The 25,588-nt window shown below is 39.0% G+C and carries 20 protein-coding genes; 8 read left to right on the forward strand and 12 right to left on the reverse strand.

The window, feature by feature from the left end:
* Nucleotides 1–82 precede the first annotated feature (82 nt).
* From thiD to thiW, 3 genes are read left to right on the forward strand one after another with little or no spacing between them, the layout of a single operon-like run.
* Nucleotides 83–916, forward strand: coding sequence for a bifunctional hydroxymethylpyrimidine kinase/phosphomethylpyrimidine kinase (gene thiD, locus H4683_RS01280; RefSeq protein WP_192597002.1), 834 nt, complete (start codon nucleotides 83–85; stop codon nucleotides 914–916).
* Between the two features lie 4 nt (nucleotides 917–920).
* Entirely contained in the window at nucleotides 921–1,574 is a 654-nt protein-coding gene (gene thiE, locus H4683_RS01285; RefSeq protein ID WP_192597170.1) for a thiamine phosphate synthase, read from the forward strand.
* A complete protein-coding gene (gene thiW / locus H4683_RS01290) occupies nucleotides 1,571–2,068 on the forward strand; it encodes an energy coupling factor transporter S component ThiW (protein ID WP_192597003.1) in 498 nt (165 codons plus the stop codon). The genes thiE and thiW overlap by 4 nt, the downstream gene beginning before the upstream one ends.
* A gap of 146 nt (nucleotides 2,069–2,214) precedes the next feature.
* On the opposite strand, the gene H4683_RS21845 is transcribed toward thiW, so the two are convergent.
* The 4 genes from H4683_RS21845 to H4683_RS01305 all read right to left on the reverse strand — a co-directional run bounded on the left by H4683_RS21845 (nucleotide 2,215) and on the right by H4683_RS01305 (nucleotide 5,751).
* Complete coding sequence (locus H4683_RS21845) at nucleotides 2,215–2,340, reverse strand: hypothetical protein (protein ID WP_275403053.1); 126 nt, start codon at nucleotides 2,338–2,340, stop codon at nucleotides 2,215–2,217.
* 91 nt (nucleotides 2,341–2,431) lie between these two features.
* Nucleotides 2,432–4,090: a ribosomal protection-like ABC-F family protein gene (gene abc-f, locus H4683_RS01295; protein WP_192597004.1), complete on the reverse strand. Its 1,659-nt coding sequence runs from the start codon at nucleotides 4,088–4,090 to the stop codon at nucleotides 2,432–2,434.
* A 294-nt stretch (nucleotides 4,091–4,384) separates the two neighbouring features.
* On the reverse strand, nucleotides 4,385–5,020 hold the full coding sequence (locus tag H4683_RS01300; protein WP_338062373.1) for an NUDIX hydrolase: 636 nt from the start codon (nucleotides 5,018–5,020) through the stop codon (nucleotides 4,385–4,387).
* Between the two features lie 173 nt (nucleotides 5,021–5,193).
* Nucleotides 5,194–5,751 carry a histidine phosphatase family protein gene (locus H4683_RS01305; RefSeq protein ID WP_192597006.1) on the reverse strand — a complete coding sequence of 186 codons (558 nt, stop codon included), beginning with the start codon at nucleotides 5,749–5,751 and terminating at the stop codon, nucleotides 5,194–5,196.
* Nucleotides 5,752–6,003: 252 nt separating this feature from the next.
* Here H4683_RS01305 and H4683_RS01310 point away from each other — a divergent pair, with 252 nt between their 5' ends.
* A complete protein-coding gene (locus tag H4683_RS01310) occupies nucleotides 6,004–6,888 on the forward strand; it encodes a helix-turn-helix transcriptional regulator (protein WP_192597007.1) in 885 nt (294 codons plus the stop codon).
* Between the two features lie 149 nt (nucleotides 6,889–7,037).
* Here H4683_RS01310 and H4683_RS01315 read toward each other — a convergent pair whose 3' ends face one another.
* Nucleotides 7,038–8,003, reverse strand: a complete 966-nt coding sequence (locus H4683_RS01315) for an alpha/beta hydrolase (RefSeq protein ID WP_192597008.1) — start codon at nucleotides 8,001–8,003, stop codon at nucleotides 7,038–7,040.
* A gap of 384 nt (nucleotides 8,004–8,387) precedes the next feature.
* On the reverse strand, nucleotides 8,388–9,890 hold the full coding sequence (locus H4683_RS01320) for a malate:quinone oxidoreductase (RefSeq protein ID WP_192597009.1): 1,503 nt from the start codon (nucleotides 9,888–9,890) through the stop codon (nucleotides 8,388–8,390).
* A gap of 374 nt (nucleotides 9,891–10,264) precedes the next feature.
* Between H4683_RS01320 and H4683_RS01325 the strand changes: the two genes are divergently transcribed.
* Both H4683_RS01325 and H4683_RS01330 read left to right on the forward strand, forming a co-directional pair.
* Nucleotides 10,265–10,795, forward strand: a complete 531-nt coding sequence (locus tag H4683_RS01325) for an ECF transporter S component (protein WP_225941806.1) — start codon at nucleotides 10,265–10,267, stop codon at nucleotides 10,793–10,795.
* Between the two features lie 333 nt (nucleotides 10,796–11,128).
* On the forward strand, nucleotides 11,129–11,278 hold the full coding sequence (locus H4683_RS01330) for a hypothetical protein (RefSeq protein ID WP_192597011.1): 150 nt from the start codon (nucleotides 11,129–11,131) through the stop codon (nucleotides 11,276–11,278).
* A gap of 51 nt (nucleotides 11,279–11,329) precedes the next feature.
* Here the strand turns inward: H4683_RS01330 and H4683_RS01335 are convergent, their stop codons facing one another.
* The 6 genes from H4683_RS01335 to H4683_RS01360 all read right to left on the reverse strand — a co-directional run bounded on the left by H4683_RS01335 (nucleotide 11,330) and on the right by H4683_RS01360 (nucleotide 20,167).
* Nucleotides 11,330–12,454: a plasmid pRiA4b ORF-3 family protein gene (locus tag H4683_RS01335; RefSeq protein ID WP_192597012.1), complete on the reverse strand. Its 1,125-nt coding sequence runs from the start codon at nucleotides 12,452–12,454 to the stop codon at nucleotides 11,330–11,332.
* A gap of 384 nt (nucleotides 12,455–12,838) precedes the next feature.
* Nucleotides 12,839–14,479 carry an RNA-binding domain-containing protein gene (locus tag H4683_RS01340; protein WP_192597013.1) on the reverse strand — a complete coding sequence of 547 codons (1,641 nt, stop codon included), beginning with the start codon at nucleotides 14,477–14,479 and terminating at the stop codon, nucleotides 12,839–12,841.
* A 333-nt stretch (nucleotides 14,480–14,812) separates the two neighbouring features.
* Nucleotides 14,813–16,003: a DUF4317 domain-containing protein gene (locus H4683_RS01345; RefSeq protein ID WP_192597014.1), complete on the reverse strand. Its 1,191-nt coding sequence runs from the start codon at nucleotides 16,001–16,003 to the stop codon at nucleotides 14,813–14,815.
* 376 nt (nucleotides 16,004–16,379) lie between these two features.
* On the reverse strand, nucleotides 16,380–17,333 hold the full coding sequence (locus tag H4683_RS01350) for a hypothetical protein (protein ID WP_192597015.1): 954 nt from the start codon (nucleotides 17,331–17,333) through the stop codon (nucleotides 16,380–16,382).
* Entirely contained in the window at nucleotides 17,330–17,887 is a 558-nt protein-coding gene (locus H4683_RS01355) for an RNA polymerase sigma factor (RefSeq protein WP_192597016.1), read from the reverse strand. Before H4683_RS01355 ends, H4683_RS01350 begins: the two co-directional genes overlap by 4 nt.
* 558 nt (nucleotides 17,888–18,445) lie before the next feature.
* Entirely contained in the window at nucleotides 18,446–20,167 is a 1,722-nt protein-coding gene (locus tag H4683_RS01360; RefSeq protein WP_192597017.1) for a hypothetical protein, read from the reverse strand.
* 110 nt (nucleotides 20,168–20,277) lie between these two features.
* On the opposite strand from H4683_RS01360, the gene H4683_RS01365 reads away from it, so the two are divergent.
* Nucleotides 20,278–21,570 carry a DNA cytosine methyltransferase gene (locus tag H4683_RS01365; protein ID WP_192597018.1) on the forward strand — a complete coding sequence of 431 codons (1,293 nt, stop codon included), beginning with the start codon at nucleotides 20,278–20,280 and terminating at the stop codon, nucleotides 21,568–21,570.
* A gap of 276 nt (nucleotides 21,571–21,846) precedes the next feature.
* Nucleotides 21,847–25,578, forward strand: a complete 3,732-nt coding sequence (locus H4683_RS01370; protein WP_192597019.1) for a YobI family P-loop NTPase — start codon at nucleotides 21,847–21,849, stop codon at nucleotides 25,576–25,578.
* Nucleotides 25,579–25,588 lie beyond the last annotated feature (10 nt).

Genomic DNA, 25,588 nt, shown 5'->3' on the forward strand with positions numbered 1-25,588 from the left:
AAGGTACTTAATTCATTAAATGATTAAGGTACTTAATTCATAACAAACATTGATTCATCAACAAAAATGGAGGTAGCTCATAATGACTGTTGTAGCCTTAACAATTGCAGGTTCTGATAGTGGCGGCGGTGCAGGTATCCAAGCAGATTTGAAAACTTTTCAGGAACTGGGTGTCTTCGGTACGTCGGCATTAACCGCGGTGACCGCACAAAACACACGCGGCGTTCACGGTGTCTATCCGATTGACGCACAAGGAGTGACTGCTCAAATTCGTGCAGTGATGGATGATTTCAACGTCGGCGCAGTGAAAACAGGCATGCTATTTTCAGCCAATATTATACAAGCGGTGGCAGAGACGTTACAATCATACGGCCCGTCCGCGCTTGTTATCGATCCAGTCATGATCGCAAAAGGAGGTGCTTCGTTGTTGTTAGATGAAGCGGTGCAGGCCATGAAAGAACTACTCATTCCACTGGCATCCGTGATTACGCCAAATATTCCCGAAGCGGAAGTGCTGGCTAGCATGAGCATCAAATCGGATAGCGATGTTGTGGAAGCGGCTAATCGACTTTTGAAATTAGGTGCTAAAGCGGTCGTCATGAAAGGCGGTCATCGTCGACAAGCCAACTATGCAGAGGATCTATTCCTATCTGCTGCGGGCGAACGATTTACGCTACGCTCCGAATGGATTGAAACCAAAGATACACATGGTACCGGCTGTACATTTTCCGCGGCCATTACGGCTCAAATCGCTCAAGGGAAAACAATCGCAGAATCCGTTATTACAGCCAAGCATTTCATCCAAGCTGCCATAGCGGATGGACTAACTCTTGGAGGCGGGCACGGGCCAACTAATCATTGGGCATATAAGCGACTCGGTAAAACGGCGGGAAAGGATGTCGTTTTGATTGATTAAAAAGATGCTGCGGTTGTATTTCATCATGGGTAGTACAAATACTGGAACAGCTGACCCTTTAGACGTACTAGAGGCGGCACTTCGTGGCGGAGTGACATGCTTTCAGTTAAGAGAGAAAGGTCCTGGGGCACTAAGTGGGAATGAAAAGCAGAAATTCGCGGAAGCCTGCAAAAAACTTTGTGGACTCTATAATGTGCCATTCATCGTCAATGATGATGTCGACTTAGCGATTGCAGTGGACGCGGACGGGGTGCATATCGGCCAGGACGATGAACATGCAAAAGTGGTTCGGGAACAGATTGGTACCCATAAAATCCTTGGCGTTTCTACACATACCGAAAACGAAGTGAAAGAGGCCTTGGTAGTAAGTGCCGATTACATTGGGATGGGACCCGTCTATGCTACTTCATCGAAAGCGGACGCAAAACCCGTTGCTGGAACAGATATGATTCGAACAATAGCAAATGCATATCCAGACTTACCAATCGTCGGTATTGGCGGCATCACATCGACCAATTTCACTCCCGTCATCGAAGCGGGTGCGGCAGGCGTATCCGTTATTTCAGCCATCGCAGCTGCTGGTAACCCGTTTGTTGCGGCATGTGATTTCAAGAAAGCCATCGACTCTATTTTGAATGAAGAAGGTGCCACCTCATGAACACAAGAAAAATGGTCATCATGACAATGTTCGTCGCCATTGCAGTTGCCGGTTCAACATTCGTGTCATTCCCGGCAGGCATCGCACGCGCCTATCCAATCCAGCATGCAGTCAACGTCGTCGCGGCCATCATGCTCGGCCCAATTCCAGCCGTCATTATCGCATTCTTGACTGGATTGATTCGCGTATTGACCGGTACTGGATCGCTACTCGCATTTCCGGGCGGCATGATTGGCGCATTCCTTGCCGGCGTTCTCTATAGGCAATACGGCAAAGCCTGGCTCGCAGCAACCGGGGAAATTATCGGAACCGGTATCATCGCCTCCTTACTCGCCGTTCCCTACGCTAAGATTTTGATGGGCACAACCGTTACAGCATTTTTCTTCGTGCCGCCATTTATCATTTCTAGCGTAAGTGGTGCATTGCTCGGGGTTATGCTTGCTGTACGATTAGAGAGGAACAGGGTTGGGGTGAAGATTAGGGAGATGGTGTAGGTGTTTCCGGCGTGACAATGTTGTTCAGTTTAGGGGAACATTAACGTTGTTTACTTTGGATAAAGCCTTGTCCTGCTCGACGATACACTTCTTGATCAAATATTAATCAAAATAAACAGCCGACTCCTAGTAAAAATAGGGGTCGGCTATTTATTCACTATTGCAGCGAATATATCCGTCACTTTCAGAAAGATATCCGTCACTATTGCGAATATATCCGTCACTTTCAGAAAGATATCCTCCACTTTTGCTTGGATATCCGTCAAGTTCACAAACTTATTCTCAAAACATGACTTTCAGACTATACTCTTCGTAGCCGAATCCAGAATCAGACTACTAAGAGTTTCCGAATAACCGCCGAATTCATTTCAACGCTTTCAACCGCCTACTCAACTCATTATAAACCCTATCCAACCTAGCATATTCACCACTTCCAGGCTTCATCAAACTCAACTTCCCAAGCACCGCCTGCATTTCCGTCTCAAGACGCAGTCGCTCCTCCAGCTGATTATCCGTTTGCTGAACAACGCCCCGCTCTTCCCACTCACGCAACGTCATCGGCACTTTCTGTATCGTTCCATCACCAAAGATCAGTAATCCATCCGCCATCCGCTCATTGAAATAGCGGTCATGTGATGCAAATAACAGCGTTCCAGGAAATGTCTCCAGCGTCTTTTCAAGTTCCTCCCTCGAAGGCAAATCCAGATGGTTCGTCGGCTCATCCAACAGCAACACATCCATTCCTTCTAAGATAAACTGCATCAGCTTCACCTTCACACGCTCGCCCTGACTTAGCGCCGACAACGGAAGGTTCCACTGTTTCTCCGAAAAACCTAGATTCGTCAAATTAATGCGGATCATCCCTTGCTCCTGGAACGTATCTGCATAAAAATACTCCGCCATCGTCATATCCCCAGGCAAATCCAGTACTGTCTGACTCAAATAACCAATCGACATCCCAGCCGTTTTCCACAATTCACCCGCATAACTTTCTTCCCCCAACGCCATCTTGAACAAAGTCGATTTCCCGGTACCATTTGGACCAACAAGCGCAATCCGCTCGCCGGCCTGCACTGTGAACGACACGTCCTTAAACAACTCTCTCCCCGCAAACGCTTTCCGAACACCTTTGCACTCCAGTACCCGTTTCCCTTTTTTCTGCTGCCCCTTCACCTCGAAGGACACATCCACTTCATTCTCAGGCTTATCAATTCGGTCCTTCTCAAGCTCTGCTTCCAGTCGCGTACGCATAGAACGAACCTGGACATCCCTTTTTTTCGCCTTCATACGAAAATGTTCTTTGAAACCATCTTTCTTCGTTGATGCCGCATGTGCTTTCGACGACCAATTCGTAAGCTCCGCGATCTGGCCCTCCACTTGCGCAATTTTCCGCTGCTGCTGCTCATAATGCTTCTGCTGATTCTTTCGGTCTGACGCTTTCTTATCCCTGTAATCCGAATAATTCCCTTTATACGCCGTCAACTTCCCATACTCAATCTCGAATACAAAATCAGCCGTCTGGTCAATGAAATGCCGATCATGCGTCACAATCACATACGTACTTCCGCCTTTATTAATCAACCGAATGAGTTCATCCAGGCTATCACTATCCAAATGATTCGTCGGTTCATCCAGCAAAGTAAGACGACTCTTCTCTGCAAGTGCAGCAGAAAGACGCATCTTCATCCGTTCCCCGCCACTCGCCGAAGCATACTCAACTCTTTCTGGCACATGCCATTTACTCCGGTAAATATGCGTCTCTGCCTGCTCCCAATCAGTATCCCCTTCAACTTCCTGCTCCTGCCTAAAATACGTAACGGAGGGTGGAGATCCATTCCAAGCAATCAAACCCCCTGTCGGTACAATTTCTCCCGCTAACATCGACATTAATGTCGTCTTACCTGCACCATTCGCCCCAACAATCGCGATACAAGCTCCCTCTGGAATATCCGCAGACAACCGATTCAAAATTACTGTCTCTCCATGCGCAAATGATAAATGATTTAATGTTCCAATAAGCATAGCCATTCCTCCATAATCGAGGGATTAAAAAATCCCCCCGAAAGATAATCGGAAGGATCAGTCATCATACTATCCAGATTTCAAAGTTCCTCAAAAAAACCCGTTGCATGCGCAAAGAGAAAGGAAACTACTTAAAATGGACAGACCAATCCTGTTTTCCGTTCGAACAAAAAATTCACTTTCCCGGAATTACAAGATTAGTACTTCATCGTCCACCCTCAGCCCTTTCACTTTTAAGTTGTGTTTAGTATAGCATATTTTTCGTTGTATAGAAATAATTGGACAGCCATTTTTTTATTTAATTTTCCCTTTAATCAAATTCAAAATTTCTTCATAAACCAGTTTCCCATGTGGCACAAATCCATCTCTTCCAACAAGCTTATTAATTGAAATCCTCTCTCCATCCTTCGCTATCCCAAATCCCTGAATCCTAATTTCTTCCTCGTCCCCCAACCAGAGCTCATAAAAATCATCGAATACCACTTTCACAATCCCTGAAACTTCTTCTTTTTGCAACGTGAATTGCTCCAACGTATTTTGGCAATCATATAAAAATACATTCGCCAATTCTTTGTCGATAAAACCTTCCTGTTTTACGCAATAATCGATAACCCCCAACGGCACTAGATCCATAAAAGAAACTGCGACACCAATTTCTTCCTCGACCTCTCTTACGCCATCATGCACAGTTTCATGTGCTAATAAATGACCGGCAGCAGTGATATCCAACAAATTCGGATAATCTTTTTTCAACTCACTTCGCAGCTGAAGAAACAGATAATACACGCCATTTTCTTTACTACCAAACCAACAATGGAAGGTTTCATGCCAATGTCCAAGCCTATGTACTTCTTCACGTGTAGCAACACCAATGTGATTCCTATCTTCATCAAATATGTTCAGAATTTCATTCTCCATGATTGTCTTCACCTACTCATCCTTTTTTTGTCGAATGCAAATCTAACAACGTATCCTCTAACTTTATTAATCTCAACACTTATATCCCAGACTTTTTAAACGTTTAAAAAGAGGTCCTTCCCCAGTTACCATTAGATGTTATCTTGTTCACTAAATTTGTTGCTTCCTTTCGTGCGGACGTTATTTTATTCCGATAAAATAACATTCACGCCCCAAATCCTCTCCACCGACGCACCATTATCACTAATCCGCACCCAATACACATCTGGATTTGTTAACGACTTCCATTCAACAAAACCGACGCGGTCATCGAAGCTCTTCAACAACAAAGCCATCAGATTTCCATGCGTCACAAGCACTATACGCAAGCCATCACTTAGCTCATCCACTACATCCCGAACCCGTGCCGTCGCCTCATTCGACGATTCTCCACCCTCATATTTCAAATGAAAATCTAAAAACGTATCTTCCAATTTTGACATCCAATCATCCATCGATCTTTTACTCAACATGCGTTCAGCGAATCGGTTGTCTGTCTCCACACTGATTCTTTTCGCTTCCGAAAGAGCTCCAATCGATTGTTGCGCTCGAACGTATGGACTTGAAATGATTCGGTCAATATGAATATCTGCGAAAAATCGGCCAAGCTGCTTCGCCTGCGAGACACCCTTCGAAGTTAGATCTGCATCTGGAGCCTGCCCCTCCGCCTCACAATGACGAACGACATAAACTATTTTCTCCACGATATCTCAACTCCTGTTCGTAACGCTTCGGTATTCACAATAAACATAAAATCACTCCCATTCTTAGAAAGAAACATTCAATAGTTCTACAACAAGTTTTTCCACGTCCAGATAACAAACTCTATATACTATTCAATAAGTGCACCCAAAATCCTCTCTCATCTAGTGAAATCAAATCTCTACACTTTCGCACAAAAAGTCAAATCTCCATTTTCATTCCGTTATACAATGAATATGAAAGGGGGCGACGCGATGTTTGAAAATCATGCAATCGTTGTGGATGAAGCAATCGCATTCATCGGAAAAAACGTACTCGAAAAGATTTCATCCAGGGAAGTAGCAAGATATTGTGGGATTTCCCACTGGTATTTCCAACGCATTTTCAAAAAACATACAGGAGAAAACATCGGGGAGTATATCCGGAAGCGACGATTAACAAATGCGGCACAGCGACTCATCCGTTCCAAAGAGCGAATCATCGATATCGCGATGGAACACCACTTCACAACGCAGGAATCTTTTACGCGCGCTTTCAAAATGCTATTTGCCATGCCCCCTGCAAAGTACAGAACTCAATTCAGAGATTTTCTATTTCACAAGGAGGCGTTTCAATTGACCGCACCAACAGGATGGATGATTAGTGGCAGCAACCCACAAGATTATCTGACAGGGATAGACTATACAACGGTTCATACCGGAAAGGCATCCGCCTATCTCCAAGGAGATTCAAAGTTGACTCCCAATGGCTTCGTAACGATGATGCAAGAAATCAAAACCGACCTCTACATCGGAAAAAGAATACGATTATCCGCATTCGCAAAGGCGGACACTATTTCCGGATCGGGTGCGTTGTGGATGCGAGTCGATACGGCCAACGGAGACACCGTCGCATTCGACAATATGCACAACAGACTCATCAAAGGCACACACGACTGGGGCCATTGTAGCGTAGTACTTGATATCCCAGCAGATGCATCCACAATCTCGTTCGGCTTTCTTCTTTCCGGAGAAGGTAAATTATTTATGGATGGCATGAAGTTTGAGGAAGTGGATGAAACCATTCCTGTGACGGATATAAGGTTGGGTGAGGTGGAAACGCTTGGAAACGAGCCTGTGAATCTTGGGTTTGAAAGGTGAATAAAAATATAAAAAAGAGAACTCGGTTTTCAGGAGTTCTCCTTTTTTAATGCCTTGATACCCTAAATGCATGGCTATCGGGGAACTTAAAAAGATGTCCGTAAATCCTTGAATTAGTTAACACTTCTTCAATGAAAACAGCATTAAATTTATTTTATATAACGATTGAGAAAATGATCTATTGTCATTTTGTATTTATCTTCAGCCAATGCAAAGGACTCACCGTGGTTCGCATTCGGGACAAGCAAGAGTTCTGCGTCACTTGAAGTATGCTGATACAAATCCTTCGCCATCTCCGTAGGAACGAATGTATCGCCTTCCCCATGGATATACAGGATCGGGACATTCGTCTTCTCCACTTCATTCAGTGCGCTCGCTTCTCTGAATGAATAACCTGCTCTAATTTTCGTTAACACGCTGGTGCTATCTAACAACGGAAATGCCGGCAGATAAAACATCCGATTCATTTGATACTTGAATAATTGATAGACAGATTCATACGGACTATCCGCTATAATGACCTTGACTTGGCGAGGTAATTCTTCTTCACCGCTGGCCATCAAGACGGTCGCCGCACCCATCGATAAACCATGGTAGGCCACTTTAGTATCAGGCCCAAGCTTCTTCACCAAAAAGTAAGTCCAATCAATCAAATCAAGTCGATCTGGCCAGCCGAACCCATAATAATCCCCCTCACTCTTCCCATGCCCCCGTGCATCAGGCATGAAAATGTTGTAGTCCAAATCGTTATGATAATACTGTCCAAATAGCCCCATTTGCTTCGCATTTCCTAAATAACCATGCGTTAAAATAACCAATTTATCTGTCGGCTTGGATGCCGGTAAATAGTAGCCTGACAGTTTCAGTCCATCGCGTGATGTTAAAGTGAGCTGTTCAAATTTTTGAGCAACCACCCAATCTATCCAACTTCCATTCAAAAAGAGTTCCATTGCCTGATCCGACACTGCCAAATCTGCATTCTTCTGCAAGAATTCTTTCGGTCCCCGCTTGATTGCTAACTCATAGAAAAAGAAGCTGCCGATGATTTGAATCACCAAGAAGACAGTAGTAAAAAGAAAAAGCAGCTTCTTCCATTTGATTCGAATGTTACTCATTCCCCTTTGTTTTTCGGTCTTTTAGTATGTATGATGCCTATGATTAGTATAGTAGAAAAACAGAGGGAAATGAACGAAATTATTACGACTTCATGAAATTACCAAAGGGTTTCGAAGTACGTGAAGGATGGTGGTTGATTTGGTTGCTTGATATACGGGAGATTATTTTAAAGTTAACATTTATGGCGTAGCCTTTTCAACTTGTGATACGGTTCCCCGTAGCCTTTCTAACTGCGAATTTCGAAAAAAGAACCTTCAATCCAAAGTTGGAGTGAAGGTTCTATATTTTAGTTCCAATCTCTTCATCAAAGAAATGATTGTCCGATAATGAAAAATGTTACTTACACTTTTTCATTAAATACCTTCACTTCTACATCGAAAGAATCAACTAGGGTCCAGCAAGTTTTCGCTTAGACCAAGTGTCTGCGCTGTTGAAGTATGGATTTCATGCAAAAGTTCTGGGTTTTCCATTAGCGACATGCCATAAGAAGGAATCATTTCTTTAATTTTCTCTTCCCACTCTTTCACATGTTGCGGGAAGCACTTATTAATTACCTCAAGCATAACGTGAACCGCAGTGGAAGCACCTGGAGAAGCGCCGAGCAATGCTGCAATCGAGCCATCAGCGGCAGTAATAACTTCCGTACCAAATTGAAGCGTTCCTTTTCCACCTGCCTCAGTATCTTTGATAACTTGCACACGTTGGCCCGCTACTACTAAATCCCAATCATCGCTTTTGGCATTCGGGATAAAATCTCGTAACTCTTCCATGCGTTGCTCTTTTGATAACATCACTTGCTGGATTAGGTATTTTGTCAATGACATGTTTTTTCCGCCTGCCGCTAACATAGTAAAGACATTATTCGGTTTTACAGAAGTTATCAAATCTAACATTGAACCCGTTTTTAAGAACTTTGGTGAGAAGCCGGCAAACGGTCCAAATAGCAACGATTTTTTATTGTCGATATATCTTGTGTCAAGATGCGGAACAGACATTGGCGGAGCACCAACCGCGGCTTTGCCGTATACTTTTGCATTATGCTGCTCTATAACATCCGGGTTCTTACACACCATAAATATTCCACCTACTGGGAATCCACCAATATGTTTTCCTTCAGGAATACCGGACTTTTGCAGCAAATGCAGACTTCCCCCTCCGCCCCCGATAAAGACGAATTTTGCAGTATGACGTTCTACATTTCCGCTATCGACATTCTTTACTTTCAATTCCCATGAGCCATCGTTCGTACGTTTAATAGCATCAACACTATGTTTGTAGTTGATATCGACGTTTTTAGTCTTTAAGTGGTCAAATAACATACGTGTTAAAGCACCAAAGTTAACATCCGTTCCAGTGTCGATTTTTGTTGCCGCTATAGCTTCTTTTGATGAACGATCTTGCATAATAAGCGGAATCCACTCCATCAGTTTTCCTGGGTCATTGGAAAATTCCATTCCTTTGAACAGAGGATTGTTTGACATCGCTTCAAAACGTTTCTTTAAAAACGTTACATTCTGCTCCCCTTGTACCATACTCATATGAGGCAATGGCATGATAAAGTCCTGTGGATTATTGATCAGCTTATTGTTTACAAGATAAGACCAAAACTGCATTGAAACCTGAAACTGTTCATTAATTTCTATAGCTTTGCTAATATCTACGGATCCGTCCGGTTTTTCAACTGTGTAGTTAAGCTCGCACAGTGCAGCATGCCCCGTTCCCGCATTATTCCATTCGTTAGAGCTTTCCTCCCCTGCGCTTTCAAGCTTCTCAAACACTTTAATTTCCCATTCCGGTACTAATTCTTTCAGGAATGCCCCCAAAGTCGCACTCATGATTCCCGCACCAATTAAGATAACGTCTGTTTTAGTTTCTTCGTTGCTCATTTTTATCATCCTTATACTCTATATATTTGCAGAAAAGATGTAAGCACTCCTGCTTAGGCGTCACAACAAGCCAAGGCACGACCTAGTCACACACCCCTCTGTATCAATTATAAACTTATCATAGCCCATTACAATTATTTAAGGATTAAAATATCCAGCACTATATACATGGTATTTTGTAATTGTAGTGTATTAACAGTATAGCATCTTGCATAGGCACCAAAAATCAAGATTCAAAACTCCAGTTTTCCAATCTTTCTACAAACTGACCCCTACGTTTTTCGTTAAATTGATACTTTTAAATAGGCCAGTTCTTTGCTAAAGTTATCAGGAAATGCGAATTTAATTTGAAAAATAAGGGTAGGTTTATGACTATGAAAACAACAAGTTATTCAAAATCACGCACGTTTGATTTGATCCTAACTGGAATGCTAATTGCACTCGTATTCGTCGCAACTCTCACATTAAATATCAAGCTACCTATCACGGCAAATGGTGGGTTGGTTCATCTTGGAACAGCCATGCTCTTTATAGCGTCTATTCTTTTTGGTCCTAAAAAAGGGGCACTCGCTGGGGCTATCGGTATGGGTTTGTTTGACTTAGTATCTGGTTGGACATTGTGGGCACCCTTCACCTTTGTGGCTCGTGGCTTACAAGGCTATATCGTCGGAAAAATTGCTTGGTCATTCGCTCGCAAAGGAAACAGTATTACTTTCAATCTACTGGCTACCATCGCTTCGATTCCTGTTATGTTAGGTGTTTATTACATTTGTGAACGGGTTCTATTTGGCAGTTGGGTTATACCATTAGCTTCCATTCCCGGAAACATGGTTCAAAACATTGTGGGGATTGCTATAGCCATTCCAGTTTGTGTTTTGCTAAACAAAGTTTATTTTTCTAAATAGTTCATTAAAAAAGATGACTTCTGCTACATAGCGAAGTCATCTCATTACCACATAAAAGCTGCATATCCCTTTTTATTAAACTGTATCCTTTATAGTAAGTCTCGTTCGTCATTATAGTTTTTCCATTTATCTTTTTTAATATACTCTTTTATTCTCTCATGCCTAATTTTAAAGGGAATGAGCCTACTTCAATCGGTATCACGCCGAGGAGACCATCTTGATAACGCATCTATACAAGAAATATCAAAAAGTCGAAGCACTCTCCTACATAAAACTTTTCCTCTTGGACATAATACAAAGAATGAAATCTTTAAACAAAGGGAGTCATGCGTTATGTCAGTGGAAAACAAAAATAAGAATAAGGATAAAGGTAAACAGCGAAATGCCCTTAAATACGATACAAAGCCAAAAAACGATGTTGAGTTTGCAAGCGAAAGCGAATTTCTAAATTTAGATGGTAAAAAAAACAAAAGAAAGCGCTAAAAACGGTGCCTGTCCACCATAAGTGTGACAGGCACTGTCCGTTTTCATCCCCTAAAGTCCCTTTAACCTCCTATTTATGCGATCAATAGCAAAATCCTGATACCGCTGCATCTGTCCCCACTTAACCAGATGCTCATGTTCAGGGTGGTCGGGATCAGCAAGGACTTTAAGAAACTCTTCATATCCATATTGGCCACCCACATCTTCTGGCGGTGTATTTCCCTCTCCCTCTAAGCAAACGGGATAGTTAGAGTCATAATCCTCCATAATACTTTCCACTTCGATGTCATGGTTCCAATCATCGCCGAAATCGTAAGTATAGGTTAGCTTCTCGCATGCAGGAATATACTCCGATAGCTTCACGCCTTTTTCATGCTTCATGTCTACTTCCCCAGGATAAGAAAAGGCCTCTTCGTCACAGACAAGATTGATGATTGGTTTTTGGAGTTTTTTAATATGCCCTTCAGCGATGTGATTTCCCATAGTGACCGCCTTGTCATAAACATAAAAATCATGAAGATGGTAATCCTGCCACTCAAAGGCTCTCTGTATGATTTGATGCAATTGGTTAAAAGTTTTGTTTACGGGAACCACAAGTCGCCGCCATACTTGGTGATTTTCAAGCCTGAGTGTAACTTTTAAAACGGCAGCTTTCGCTTCAAAAATGGATTGTCCTGCAAATTGGGTAAGATCCTTATACATCTCTTCATTCGGTAGAAAATAACCGCCCTTTCCGTCTCCAACTAAAGAACGGCTAATTCTGATTCCCATGTCTGGCTGAAAAATAGAATCATTATCCCATACCTCATTAAAAAAGTACGCTTCATCACAAGCCTTATTCATCCTCGCCACTAAAGTCCGATTCTTTGTCTTGGTAATGGAAATTTCATTAGTATGAAGTAAATACCGATCAATTGCCTTGTCCGATATCCCTTCCTCCTGGAATGTTGTGCGGATTCCTTGCAAGGCAATCTCGTTAAACCTTTTAAAGTCTGCTGCTTTCAGACCGTACAGCACAACGGCATAACGATTCTGATCATTCATTAACACAACCGCTTTCCTACGATTAACCATGATTAAATTTGCATGCCAAGAGAAAAGTGGATTTTCCTCCGCAACTGATTCAGGTTCTACTTTAAGTTCAACTAAAAGTTTCTTCGTACAACAGATATACATAATTGAAAACTCCTTTACTTTTGTGAGCTTGCCTAATGATGTATAACAACCAGATGCAGCTCAAATCAGACTGTATTTTCATAAAAACTCACTTACCAATGATAAGGCTCTCCGTACTGTGTCTATATGAGTTATCTACAATGAAAGGTACCAGCGTATAATGCTACTCTGAATCCCGTCGGTACCCAAGACCAAGATTAATATTGGTTCGCTTGCGGCTCACTTCAGTCCGCTTGCGGCTCACTTCAGTCCGCTTGCGGCTCACTTCAGTCCGCTTGCGGCTCACTTCAGTCCGCTTGCGGCTCACTTCGGTCCGCTTGCGGCTCACTTCAGTCTGCTTGCGGCTCACTTCGGTCCGCTTGCTCACTTTGGTCTGCTTGCGGCTCACCTATTCAATCTGTATTTACTTGCTTTTGATTTTCCTTCTAGGACTATTTTTTTTTGTTCTCTTAATGATTTTAAGATTCGTTTGCTCGTAGCCGATGAAAACCCGCATAGCCTTTCAACTTCTTGACGCGTCATATATTCATTTTCAGATAAATAATCCAAAATCATTACATTAGCTTGAATCTCATCAAAATCCTTATCTTTTGCATATTCAATATTTCCATTAAAACTTTCATAGACCCTATGCGTAAACATATACTTATTTCTTTTTTCCCTTTGGAGAATATTATTTTTTTGACAAAGCCTATTCAACACACTAATTGCCGATTGGGATGTAATCTGCGCCACATCACCAGCTTTACTAAGAGTGATTGTTTTATTAGATTTAACGTATTTCAAAATACAGATTTCTGCGACTGAAAATTCACCATGTTTTTCTTGCTCTTGTGTAATAAACTCCAGAAACTCCTTATCCTCCAAACCACTTCTTAATGTTAGGCTGACTGCATCCAAATATAAACTATATTCAGGGGCAGATTTCCCCAGAGATAACATATCCTTAAAAATAATATCCACACCTTGTCCAGAGCGTTGAACATATTTCAGTTTTTGGAGCGTTTCTGCAATTAGTTTATTTCTTGGTGAGGATGGATGCGTAATAATATTTTTACTATCCACTCCAGTTGGAAATGCCCCTGGATTTTCTATAATAATTTCATTAGGGTAAAATTTAACGATTATTGATGAGGTATTTTCATAATCTCGATGTGAAATTGCATTTAATAGGGCCTCTTGAAAAACGTTGATAGGATAATCATTTACCTCTAATTTAAACAATCCCATTTGAATGTTTTCTAATCCATTTTGATCTTCAAAAATTTGATGGATTCTATCTACAGCTTGAATTAGGGGAATTCTTAACTCCAAACGCTTATAATATTCCATCTGCCCCTCATTGTAAGTAAGAATGATGATTTCAGCCTGTGGCAAATATTTAACAATTGCTTCTTTGGTGCCCACAAATAATAGACCAGCCACGGTTAATTGAATTTCATCTTCTACAACGTCTATTAGTCGTAAATCCTTTAGAAATGTTATGTTATCCGATTGATACAAAGTAGAATCCTTATCCCGTGATTGGATTTTTAATTTCAGATGCTCTACTTCCGTAAAATCAATATCTTCTTTTGCAGCTGGCCCAATAATCTTTGATGAATAATCCCCTTTAAATCCCGTGATTTTATTAGAACTATACTCTGCCGGATAAAACGGTTTCGTATTCTTACCCAATCTTTTATATACTACACCTTTTGATGTAGCCACAATTTCTGGCGACTTTTGAACAGTAATTTTCAATACTTCTTTATCAGCCAGTTCAACTACTTCAATATCAGTAAAAATTTTTGGCACAGTCTTATCATAAATACTTTCTATGATAGTTTGCACATCATAATTATCACATCCGGTAACCTCTCCGTCATCTTCTACACCAACAAGAATTACCCCACCATCTGTATTAGAAAAACCTACCGCCTCATTTATTAAGATACTCATTAGTTCCTTTTTATTTACTTTAACCCAACTTTTAAACTCAACGTACTTAGTTTCTCCTTGTTGAATCATTTCTTTAATTTCCAATGGGCACACCCCCAACCTAATAACACTAGTATACCAAGATGCGGGAGATTATATATCATACCCGTATCTATAATAAGATAAAGCATCATACGAAAGTCCTGATGATATCATGGTTTTTCTTATTGTGAGGATAAGCAATGTGGGAGGCATTTGAGTTTTAATGTGAAGCATGCAAAGTAAAAGTACACAGTGTTATAAAGGGCTAAACCTTTGCCACACTGTGTACCTATAATTTTAGAAGTTGAAATAATAAGCGGCCCAGCTTGAGCGCGACCCACACCGAGTTCATTGATACCTGTCATGTCGATACCCAGTGCCCGGGACCTCTCTCTCCTACTTCAACAGCTCTTCCGGAAGCAGCTTAAATCCTTCAATCATCGTGTCTTCTTCTACCTCAATCAATATGCAGCGTTTGCCATTGTAATTGACCTGTCTGACATATTTCAAATCTTGCGGGCTGATAGCGATATTCGCTACTTTTGTGCTGATTTTGATAGACTTTGATGTGTAACTTGGAACGATATGGCTCGCTTTCATTTCATACGCTTCATCATCAATCACCTTTTGGAAAGCCATTTCCACTTTTTCCGCATTCACATCCTGCACGCCACACGCCTTCAGCACGCGTTCCACCTCTTTCGTGTCCAAGGTAGGGATGCTTTCGTCTTCCTCTTCTTCGTCTTCCTCATCCATCATGCGATTGATTTCTTCATATACGCTCGCGAGGGTTTGCGCATTCACCTCATCACCTATCACTTCTTTTACAATCTCTTCAAAGACGGCTTTATCATCCTCGGCAGTCATGATCTCTTCGCCGTTCAACACGTTCTCGATAAAATGGATATCCGGCTTATTCGCTTTGCCCGCAGCATAAAGGATGTGATTGACATCTGCCGCGTTGTCCGTGAAACAGGGAAACAAAAATCCACCAATTGGAGAAGCAAGATTAATGATGGGATCAGCTATCATACTCGACTTAAATTCTTTTTCGATAAAATCAAACACGAGTGAACGTTTCGGCAGTTCAGTCTGATTCATGCTACAGAGGATAAAAGGGTTCGTATACACTTCATCCCGAACGTCTATTTCCGATTCATCACCATTCCGTTTTGTCGGTTTAAAATAGTTTCCGCGAATGAACGTAACGACCAAGTCCTTTTCATATTGGACGTCCTGAACCATCTTCCGGGTAACGCGATGCATATCCGCTTTCCATTCTTCTACATTGTCTGTATGAAGTCCCTCATATAAAAGCCGCTGCGTATGGTCCGTTTGCTCCTCCGCAGGACGTTGAAACTTCACTTCAAACAGCTTCACATCCAGTTTCCCACCTAAAACTTTTTTAAAGTTGGTGAGGAATAATTCCTGTTGCTCCTGATCCAACAGGGGAAACGGCTGGCTCTCCTCATGATAGATGTCACTGCTCTCCTGTTTGATATAAACTTTATAAATATCAGTGATCGTCAGTAAATCAGTGTTCAACTTAAATTGTTTACGCATCGCTGCAATGTCCTTCTTATTCATCTCTAATTCCAACTCCCTGGCTTGTATGATTGGTTATATTGGTTCGAAGTCTGTGATATATAGTGAAAAAAGAGCATCCAAAGCTACAGTTTAGCTTTTGACACTCTTTTATTTTTCAAAAGCGTGGTCAAAAACCACCGTCTTTAGACGGTATACGCTTTAGCCTTATCTTTTAGTTTTTGAGCTTTGTTTTTGATTTTTATCTTTAGTGGGCTTTAGCCCGAATAGATTCCACCTACTTTAGTAGGTGGTTGTTCAATATAGCAATGTTTATGATGAAGACAGAAATACATTCAATCTTGAATGATGCGCGGGGTATTTCGAGTTGGGATTACCCACGTTACTGACTCAATTCCTTTATAATTGACATTCCTAGCTATCTAGACTCATTAAGTTCTTTTACTTCCATTACCTTGTTACTGAATTGATACGTTACAGTAACATTTTCTATAATCTCAGTATTCTCGTATGCAAGAGAAGCCTCAAACTGTAGAGTATTATCGTCTTTCCACGCGATATTATTTACATAGCTATAATTCTCATGGTCTGTACGAATCCATGTTTCTAATTCTTTTTGTGCCCCATATTTGATTCTTGCTGACTCTACTAACTCAGGACTGTTTATTCCTTCTTCAACATTAATAATTTGAATAAATTCACTTTTATTAGAGACAGTTACTACCGCAATCGACTTCTGATCTGGTGAGGGAATCATTTTTCTAATATACAGGGATGGCGCAGGAAAATGATAATACTCTTCAAGCACATCATCTTTTATCCTCCAAATGACATTTTGACTTCCATAATCCGAATAATTATTAAACAATGTAAATATCTTACTTCCGTCTGCTAACTGAAGAATAGTAGTACCCTTATAACCTTTTGACAAAATATCAATAGCAAAAGCAGAAGCATCGGCAATTTTTTGATTATCACTTTCTAAAAAGGGGTGAAGTTCATGTAAAGCTTTCTCTCTTAGCCTTTCGTCATTAAAGGTTTCTACCAGCCTATTTATAGCAACATATACATGCTCATTATTATCACTTTTTAAAGCCTGTAGAAATTTATTCGCATCATAGTGAGTAACTGGCTGTAACTCCATATTTTCAGCTGTTAAATAACGAAGATAAGGCTCTGCATCATGCTTTTCATAATATGCCATTGCCAATAAAACTGTAGAGGTTGAACAATAAAGGACAAGGCACGAAACTAGAGCAATCCACATTTTAGAAATACCTTTTTTTCTAACTTTTACGCCACTATTCTCTGCCGCTTTAATTAAGTTCTCATCAATTAATCCAAACTCCCGAAATATATCTTCTCTTTTCATAGGTTAACCCCCTCTTTCACCAAATAAACCCTAAGTTTATTTCTTGTTCGAAATAATATGGACTTCACTTTACTGCTACTCATATCAAACCTCATAGAAAGATTATCTATTGAATCAGAGTACCAGTACCTCCTAATAAACAAATTTCTTGTTTGCTCATCTATCCCATATAAAAATTGATTGATCACATATGCAATCTCACCTGCTTCAAATTCTGTTTCTACAGTATTAATGGAGGCTAGACTTCCTTCCAGTTCAGTTAGAATGACTTCAAACTTAGGATTGCGTTTTTTCGCTGTATTATAACCATATTTATCAAGTGCAATATTACGTGCGATTCTACCTAAAAATACTGACAGATTCCTTGGTATACTAGGCGGGATTGCATTCCATGCTGCTAAGTATGTATCGTTCTCACACTCCTCAATATCCTCGTAGTTGGAAATTATGTTTCTTGCGATTGCTTTGCAGTATGCCCCATATTTATGCTTAGTCTCCAAAATAGCTTGCTGCGAGCGCTGTAAATATAAGTAGACTATTTCTTGGTCCCCCATCCGATATCCCCCTTTCCAAATCTCACCTTTTAGCATGTAAGTATTTGTTTTTTATGCCCTCACTTATATAGTAGAAGTTTCAATGAATTGGTTGCACTTTATACGATAATTTTCAAAAAAATAATCCTAGCCTATAAGAATTTAAAAAGCTTCTCATAGGCTAGGATTAGATGTTTTATCTATATCGAACAAAATATCCATTCTTCTAATCGTTTAAAACACAAACCTCACTTACTTATGATAAGGCTCACCGTACTGTGTCTACAGTTTAGCTTTTGACACTCCTTTATTATGACGATAGTTAGTGATGAAGTAATATTGCATTCCTTTGTTATGCAAATTCATGCTTGTTTAAACTTTTACGATAGCTTTCTTGCACAGATACCTGAAATCAATTGCTGGACACAAGGGAATACGCCTAGTGTGAGTTTTAAGTGGTCGGTTTTAAAATAAAATAAGGTGCCTGGTTCTCAAACGGCTTTTGCTTATCGAGAACCAGGCACCTTATTTGTTTTGCCGCTGATAAAAAGCAGGATAACTTGTACAATTCCCTGAAAATCACTTCACTATCTTACCCTCACAAGCAAGCTTCAAAGAAGACCATCCATACTGTTGCCCCTTACTAAATTTTACCCGTAATGACAGCTCCTCCTGATTATCGTTCCAACGCAATGTTGTTTGAATGGCAGACGGTGTTTTAGGTAAAACTTCAATTTCGCTTTTTATCGCATTGTGCTCTAAAATAACGCTATCGTTGTGCAAATAGAATGTAACAACCATCGGGGCTCTTCCCAACAAAGCTGCAAGACCCTTCTTAATATTTGCTTGTGGAGCTTTATATAAGCTTTCCCCCAGCTCCTCCGATACCTTTCCTAATACCTGTTGATGATTCAATAATTTCTGCTCAAACTGTTTTTGTATATCCTTCACAACTAAATCCAAGGAGCCTATATCAAAATAGGTAGGTCCTAAGATTTGACCAATGCCCGGATTTTTTGACGTAATTTTAACATTCCTTTTTGAAGCTGCTTTCAAGGAGAAGCCTTCTACAACATAATTCCCATTCACTCTTAGGATAAGTTGTAGATCACTCGTTTCCGAGCGATCATCTATATAGCTATCCCCAACCAATTGAATACTTTCAATTTGGTAGACCGGATATTTCCCTTCCAAATATTCATGCATTTTTTGTGTCGTTATAGTAGACGCTATCTGTATACTCAATAACTCTTTATGCGTTATTATAGGCGAATAGGCATTCAGCATATGATAATATTCTTGTTCATCGACTTGATTGATGGATGAATTTTCTTTCAAAATTCTATAATACACCATCGCCTCATTACATTTCCCGATAGCATTGCTCTTATTTGTTGTTTCCAACTGCTTATGTTGACCTATCAACATTTCGAAATTCTCAATTGAACGTAGATTACGATGCAATACCTTGTCTTCTGCTGGAAAAACTTCATAACTCGTTGCCAACTTAACTGACGAGGTAGGACTGCTTTCAAACTTAAAACGAAGTGTTAATGCCTCTTCCCCCGAACGAATCCCAATAGTATCATTACCTTTTTTGTAAATATAAATTCCCTGTGTACTATCTATATTCGACTTCCATCGATCCACATTCAAACATTTGTTCTCTCTAGAATATCGTGTTATAATCGTAGTACTCTCGATTAACATTAATTCATTGAATGCCAACTGGATTCCCGTAGCTCCCAAGTTATATTCATCTGTCAGGAGTTGAAAACAGTGCTCCCTTAAGCTAAAAAGAAAAGCCCGACGAAATGGGTTAATATCCTCCATAAACTTTGGATAATAACCGTCCGCTTTTTTCTTTAGCATCGGAATACTGTCATACTGATTTATGTCTTCCTTTAAAGCAATCACACTATGTAAATACGTTTTATATTCCTGTTGTAAAAGATCATTAAAATAGGTTTGTAAACCACTTGAACCAAAGTATTTTGTGAAAAAACTTTTAGCCCCTAAGTTTTTTGGCTGAATAGCTGCCGAACCTTGAATGAGAAAAAGGTTTACTTTAACTTGTTGCTGATCTTCTAACGTTAACAATAGACTCGGCTGTGTATCAGACTGTTCCATTTCAAACTTATTGATAACAAATTGTATAGTTGGATACTGGTCTTTGATAAAGTGCGCTGTTTGCACGACTGGATCAGAAAACTTCACAATGGATTCTCCCGCCAACAGGTACTTCAAAGCACTGCTAACCTGTAAAACGTGGGCCTTTCCAATTTCACTTGGTTTAGTCACATTCATCCCCCATTCTTCACTTCCACCATGAGATTTTTTCACAATTTATTTCAATGGCCTTTTCTGACTGCGCATGTTAGAATGATAATTAGCTATCGGAGGTGCTCGACATGAAGATTGCAGTACGCGGAAGAGCAAAATTCAGTCCTTTAAAAGACTATGATAAAGCAAAAATCAAAGAATTGCTACTTAACAAAGTTATAGAAGAACAAGAAAAATCCTTGAATTTATCTAACGGGGATCAGTTTGAAATATTCAATCGACAAAATGATAAAATGAACGTAGTTAGTCTTTTCTCAGGATGTGGGGGCTTGGACTTGGGCTTTGAATTAGCTGGTCTGGACGCCTTACTTGGCACAAAAAAAACAAATCGAATACTACAATCACAGGAAGACTTCTTAAATATTCGACACAAGAGTCTATTTCATACTTTCTACACGAATGATATGTTTAAAGAAGCCAACGAATCCTATAAATCGAACTTTCCTAGCACAATCGTCCAACATGCAAAAGACATTAGGCAAATAAAAAACTTCCCTAATTGCGATATTGTGCTTGGCGGATTTCCATGCCCTGGCTTCAGTGAAGCAGGTCCTCGCCTAATCGATGATGAGCGAAATTTTTTGTACATTCACTTTATCCGTTGTCTGATCCAAACGAAGCCAAGTTTCTTCATCGCGGAAAACGTAAAAGGTTTACTGACTTTAGGAAAAGGTGAAGTAGCCAAACAAATCATTCAGGATTTTGAATCTGCCGGCTATACAGTTACTTACAAACTCGTAAACGCCCGTGATTATGGCGTTCCACAAAGCCGTGAGCGTGTCTTCATCGTCGGTGTACGTGAGGACATAGACTTTGACTACGAGTTCCCTGAAGCAACACATGGAGAAGGACAGGGATTACAGCCATTCGTTACATTACACGATGCTATCCATGACTTAGAGGACAAGCCCGGTGATTCATACGAAGGTAGTTTTTCATCCATGTATCTTTCTCGTAACCGTAAGAAAGAATGGAACGATCAGAGCTTTACCATACAAGCCTCTGGCAGACAGGCGCCTTTACATCCAGGTGGAGCACCTATGGAAAAAATTCATGCAGATAAATGGATACTCCCCGGTGGAGAAAACCAGCATCGACGACTATCCATAAGTGAAATCGCTCGCATCCAAACATTCCCTGATTGGTTCCAATTCTCGGATGGAAACAATTCATCTATTAGTAGAAATGGACGTCTCAATAAAGTCTATAAGCAAATTGGCAATGCGGTACCTGTCGAACTTGCAAGAGTCATTGCTGCACCTATTGCACAGTGGACACTCGAAAATCTCCAAGCCATTAAAAAGAGCCGTAGCTATTCAGAGCAATTGGAGTTGTTTGAGGAAACTTCTGGTTATAAGTGATAGCTATACAGAGATACTAAGTAAAAATGAGGACATATATATAAAGATGTACCCTAAGGAGTTGATAGCTTAAAAGCCTACTTTAAAGGGTACATTTTAATTTATCAGGATGCTCCTTATATGAACAATAATATAAATCCCTTCTAATCTCGCTCTGGTTCTACGCAATATCTTGCAACACAAGTCATGCTGTAATGACTTCGACTATTAAACATTAATATAATTAACATCGTCACAAATCTATATTAAAATATTATATTTGGGCGGGGATTCCTTGTGGAAAACAGAAACTATAATTTTCAAAAGCTGACTCCTATAAAAGATGTCGACCTGGATACATACAAAGATGCCTTAGACTTCATCTTTAATAATGACGATATTAAAAATGCTGCAATTACCGGAGCCTATAGTGCCGGAAAAAGTAGCTTATTGGAAAGTTATAAATTAACTAAGCCCGAAAAAAAGTTCTTACATATCTCTTTGGCTCACTTTACGGCTACTGAAGAGAATACTGATACTCCTCTCCAATATAATGAAACTATTTTAGAAGGTAAAATATTAAATCAACTTATTCATCAAATCGACTCAAACGACATTCCTCAAACACACTTCAAGGTCAAAAAAACAAGATCAGAAAAAAGCACAAAAGTTGTTACATCTTTATTTATCACATTCTCTGTATTAATCATGTATATGATTGGGTTCACTTCTTGGACTTCTTTTGTCGATGGTTTATCCCAGCCACTCTTAAAAAACATATTAGGCTGGACTACCAACAGCAATGTACTTCTCTTCAGCGGAATAGTATGCTTAACCATCTTTAGTATAGGATTCTACTTTCTACTAAGTACCCAATTCAACAAAAATATGTTCAGGAAAATCAACTTCCAAGGAAATGAAATAGAGATATTCGAGGAGTCAGAGGAATCATACTTCGATAAATATCTAAATGAGGTCATTTATCTTTTCGAAAACTCTGGGGCAGATGTAATAGTATTCGAAGACATGGATAGGTATAACATTAATCAAATATTCGAGAAGTTACGGGAAATTAATTCCCTTGTTAACACACGTAAAGGGAAGACACTTCGTTTTTTTTACCTGCTCAGGGATGATGTCTTCATTTCAAAAGATAGAACTAAATTTTTCGACTTCATAATACCTGTTGTACCGGTTATAGATGGGTCTAATTCATACGAAAAGTTTATTGAACACTTTAAACTGGGTGAAATTTATGATTTATTTGATGAAAAGTTCCTTCAAAGTCTATCTCTATACGTGGATGATTTAAGAGTTTTGAAAAATATTTATAATGAATTTATTATTTATCATGGCAGAATTAATTCTATAGAATTAAATAATAATAAATTACTTGCTATTATTACTTACAAAAATATCTTCCCTAAAGATTTTAGTAATCTTCAGCTAGGGAATGGGTACGTCCATACGTTATTTGAAAATAAGTCTATATTCACCAATAATTCTTTACAAGAAATTGAACAAGATATCAATGCTTACGAAAACTTTCTAAAAGCAGCAGATAATGAGCACCTGTCTAATATAGACGAACTAGATTCGCTATACTTCAAAGCCCCAGGAAGTTATCCTATTCAAGTCAATAATCAGAGCGAAACCAGTTTTGAGAGTCGTGCAGACTTAATAAGAGCTATTAAGGATCCTACAAAAAACGTTCAATATCTTGATAATTATCGATATTGGAACACCCTTGACGTCGATACAATATTCAATTCTTTCACAAGTAATGAAATCTATATTGAAAGAAAAAAAGCCATAGAAACAAAATTTGATGATAAATATGAACATCTCGCAACCAAAATTAATCAACTAAAAAGTGAGAAAACCATTATTCAAAACTCTCGACTAGAGACTATTATTACCAAAGAAAATATTGATAATATTTTCGATACAAATTTCATAAATGAAATTGGAGTAGAGAATACATTTAAGGAAGTGGAATCAAGTTCCTACTTCCATTTAATTAAATACTTAATTAGAAATGGATATATCGATGAATCATACCCTGATTACATGACTTACTTTTACGAAAATAGTTTAAGTCGCGAAGACAAAATTTTCTTACGCAGTATTACAGATGAAGTTTCTAAAGAGTATAGTTACGATCTGAAAAACCCTAAATTAGTGGTCTCTAGACTACGGATCTCTGATTTCGACCATATTGAGGTTCTTAACTTTGATTTGTTTAGCTACTTGTTACAGAATCACACAAAGTACGAAGAACAGTTATCTCGACTATTCAGTCAAATGAAAAGCGAGAAAAACTACACATTCATTACTGAGTTTTCTGAGCTAACAAATGCCACTATCTCCTTGACCAAATCAATAAATTTATATTGGCATGAATTTTACCACCAACTAATAAACACAGATGGTTTTAGTCATTCCCTAAGGAAAAATCTTATTATTAATGCAATATTATTCTCATCATCAGATTCCGAAATCAAGTCCGCGAATATTGATAATTGCATAACTAAATTTATTTCTAATGATGTAGACTTTCTAGATACTACATTATCCACAGCATCCAATGTCCAAAAGTTAATTTCGGGATTTAAATTGTTGAAAGTTAAAATGAAAGATATTAATTTCAATAAAGCAAATCACCCCCTTTTTATTGATGTATATAAAAATGATTTATATGAACTAAATTTCAACCTTATTTCTTTAATATTAGAGCACGTTTACCACATACCTACTGGTAATGATTACTTTACTAGAAACTATTCTTTAATAAACTCCAACGGTGAAGCCGAACCACTATTAATATACGTAAATAATAACATCAATCAGTATATGTCTATCATTATTGAAAAATCTAATAATCATATTGCTGATAGCGAATCCATAGCATTGTTAATACTTAATAATGAGGATATTGATTTAGAACTTAAAGAGCAATTTATTAACTATTTGGATACAATAATCAATGATATTAGTACTGTTAAAGAGGATAGTTTATGGAGTATTTTATTACAAAATACTACAGTCAAATATTCTTCGGAAAATATCTTACTATACTTCTTCTCTTCTGAACCTAATCTAGATGATTATTTAATTGATTTTATCAATAGTAGCAGTGATGAGTTGAGTTTTAACCCTCAACTAATTGATGAACAATTCGGTGAAAATTCTACTTCGACATTACTTTCAGCTGTTATCGAATGCAACGAATTAGTTGACGAAAAATACCAACTAATAATCAACTCACTAGGATTATATTATGAAGACTTTTCATTTGCAGGAATTTCAAATAGTAAAATTGAAATTTTAATTGAAAGTAAGTTAATTGAGATGAATGAACAAAATCTTTTATTCATGCGCAGGGAATACTCTTTAACTACAATATCATTTATTAAACAAAACATTGTAGTTTATACAGAGAGCATAATAAATCCAGAATTATTTTCACTTGAAGAATTACTAATTTTACTTGAATCTGATATTTCAGACCTGCATAAATTGCACTTGCTAAGTTACACCAATTCCAAAATCTCCACGAACGAAAAAGCATATTCAATAAAAACTAAAAAATATATTTTAGAAAACAATCTTGACACAGATGATATCCCATCATTGATTAAGTCATTTGATACAGAGGACAAAAAAGTTCAAGATATAATAATAAATTCAGCTATTGATCACGTCGATATTATTAATGGTGAACAAATTCCTACACCATTTCTACTACTTAATAAGCTACTTTTAACTGAACGATTAGAATTAGATGTAAAGAAAAAGTTATTATATCTAGCTTTGCCTGATTTGAATAAAGCCCAAGTAATTCAAATGCTTAGCACTTTACACATGAATAGTTTTTCAGAACTATTTATAGGTAAACGCCCCAAAATTGAAGTTACACCAATAAACCATGATGTTTTATCTTATTTTAAATCCCGTAACTGGATTTCTAGCTTTGCTATCGATAGCTCCGACTCGAATTATTATAGAGCAATTGGGCGAAAGATATAGCTGTTTACAC

Origin of the sequence: Sporosarcina limicola (assembly GCF_014873855.1) — a bacterium.
In the GTDB taxonomy this organism is placed as follows: Bacteria; Bacillota; Bacilli; order Bacillales_A; family Planococcaceae; genus Sporosarcina; species Sporosarcina limicola.

Coding starts and splice junctions, on each gene's coding strand:
- thiE (WP_192597170.1), top strand. CDS start 921: ATGCTGCGGTTGTATTTCATCATGGGTAGTACAAATACTGGAACAGCT.
- thiW (WP_192597003.1), top strand. CDS start 1,571: ATGAACACAAGAAAAATGGTCATCATGACAATGTTCGTCGCCATTGCA.
- H4683_RS01355 (WP_192597016.1), bottom strand. CDS start 17,887: ATGGGGGACCAAGAAATAGTCTACTTATATTTACAGCGCTCGCAGCAA.
- thiD (WP_192597002.1), top strand. CDS start 83: ATGACTGTTGTAGCCTTAACAATTGCAGGTTCTGATAGTGGCGGCGGT.
- H4683_RS01345 (WP_192597014.1), bottom strand. CDS start 16,003: ATGAATAAGAAGGACATTGCAGCGATGCGTAAACAATTTAAGTTGAAC.
- H4683_RS01315 (WP_192597008.1), bottom strand. CDS start 8,003: ATGAGTAACATTCGAATCAAATGGAAGAAGCTGCTTTTTCTTTTTACT.
- H4683_RS01365 (WP_192597018.1), top strand. CDS start 20,278: ATGAAGATTGCAGTACGCGGAAGAGCAAAATTCAGTCCTTTAAAAGAC.
- H4683_RS01335 (WP_192597012.1), bottom strand. CDS start 12,454: ATGTATATCTGTTGTACGAAGAAACTTTTAGTTGAACTTAAAGTAGAA.
- H4683_RS01330 (WP_192597011.1), top strand. CDS start 11,129: ATGTCAGTGGAAAACAAAAATAAGAATAAGGATAAAGGTAAACAGCGA.
- abc-f (WP_192597004.1), bottom strand. CDS start 4,090: ATGCTTATTGGAACATTAAATCATTTATCATTTGCGCATGGAGAGACA.
- H4683_RS01310 (WP_192597007.1), top strand. CDS start 6,004: ATGTTTGAAAATCATGCAATCGTTGTGGATGAAGCAATCGCATTCATC.
- H4683_RS01320 (WP_192597009.1), bottom strand. CDS start 9,890: ATGAGCAACGAAGAAACTAAAACAGACGTTATCTTAATTGGTGCGGGA.
- H4683_RS01325 (WP_225941806.1), top strand. CDS start 10,265: ATGAAAACAACAAGTTATTCAAAATCACGCACGTTTGATTTGATCCTA.
- H4683_RS01350 (WP_192597015.1), bottom strand. CDS start 17,333: ATGAAAAGAGAAGATATATTTCGGGAGTTTGGATTAATTGATGAGAAC.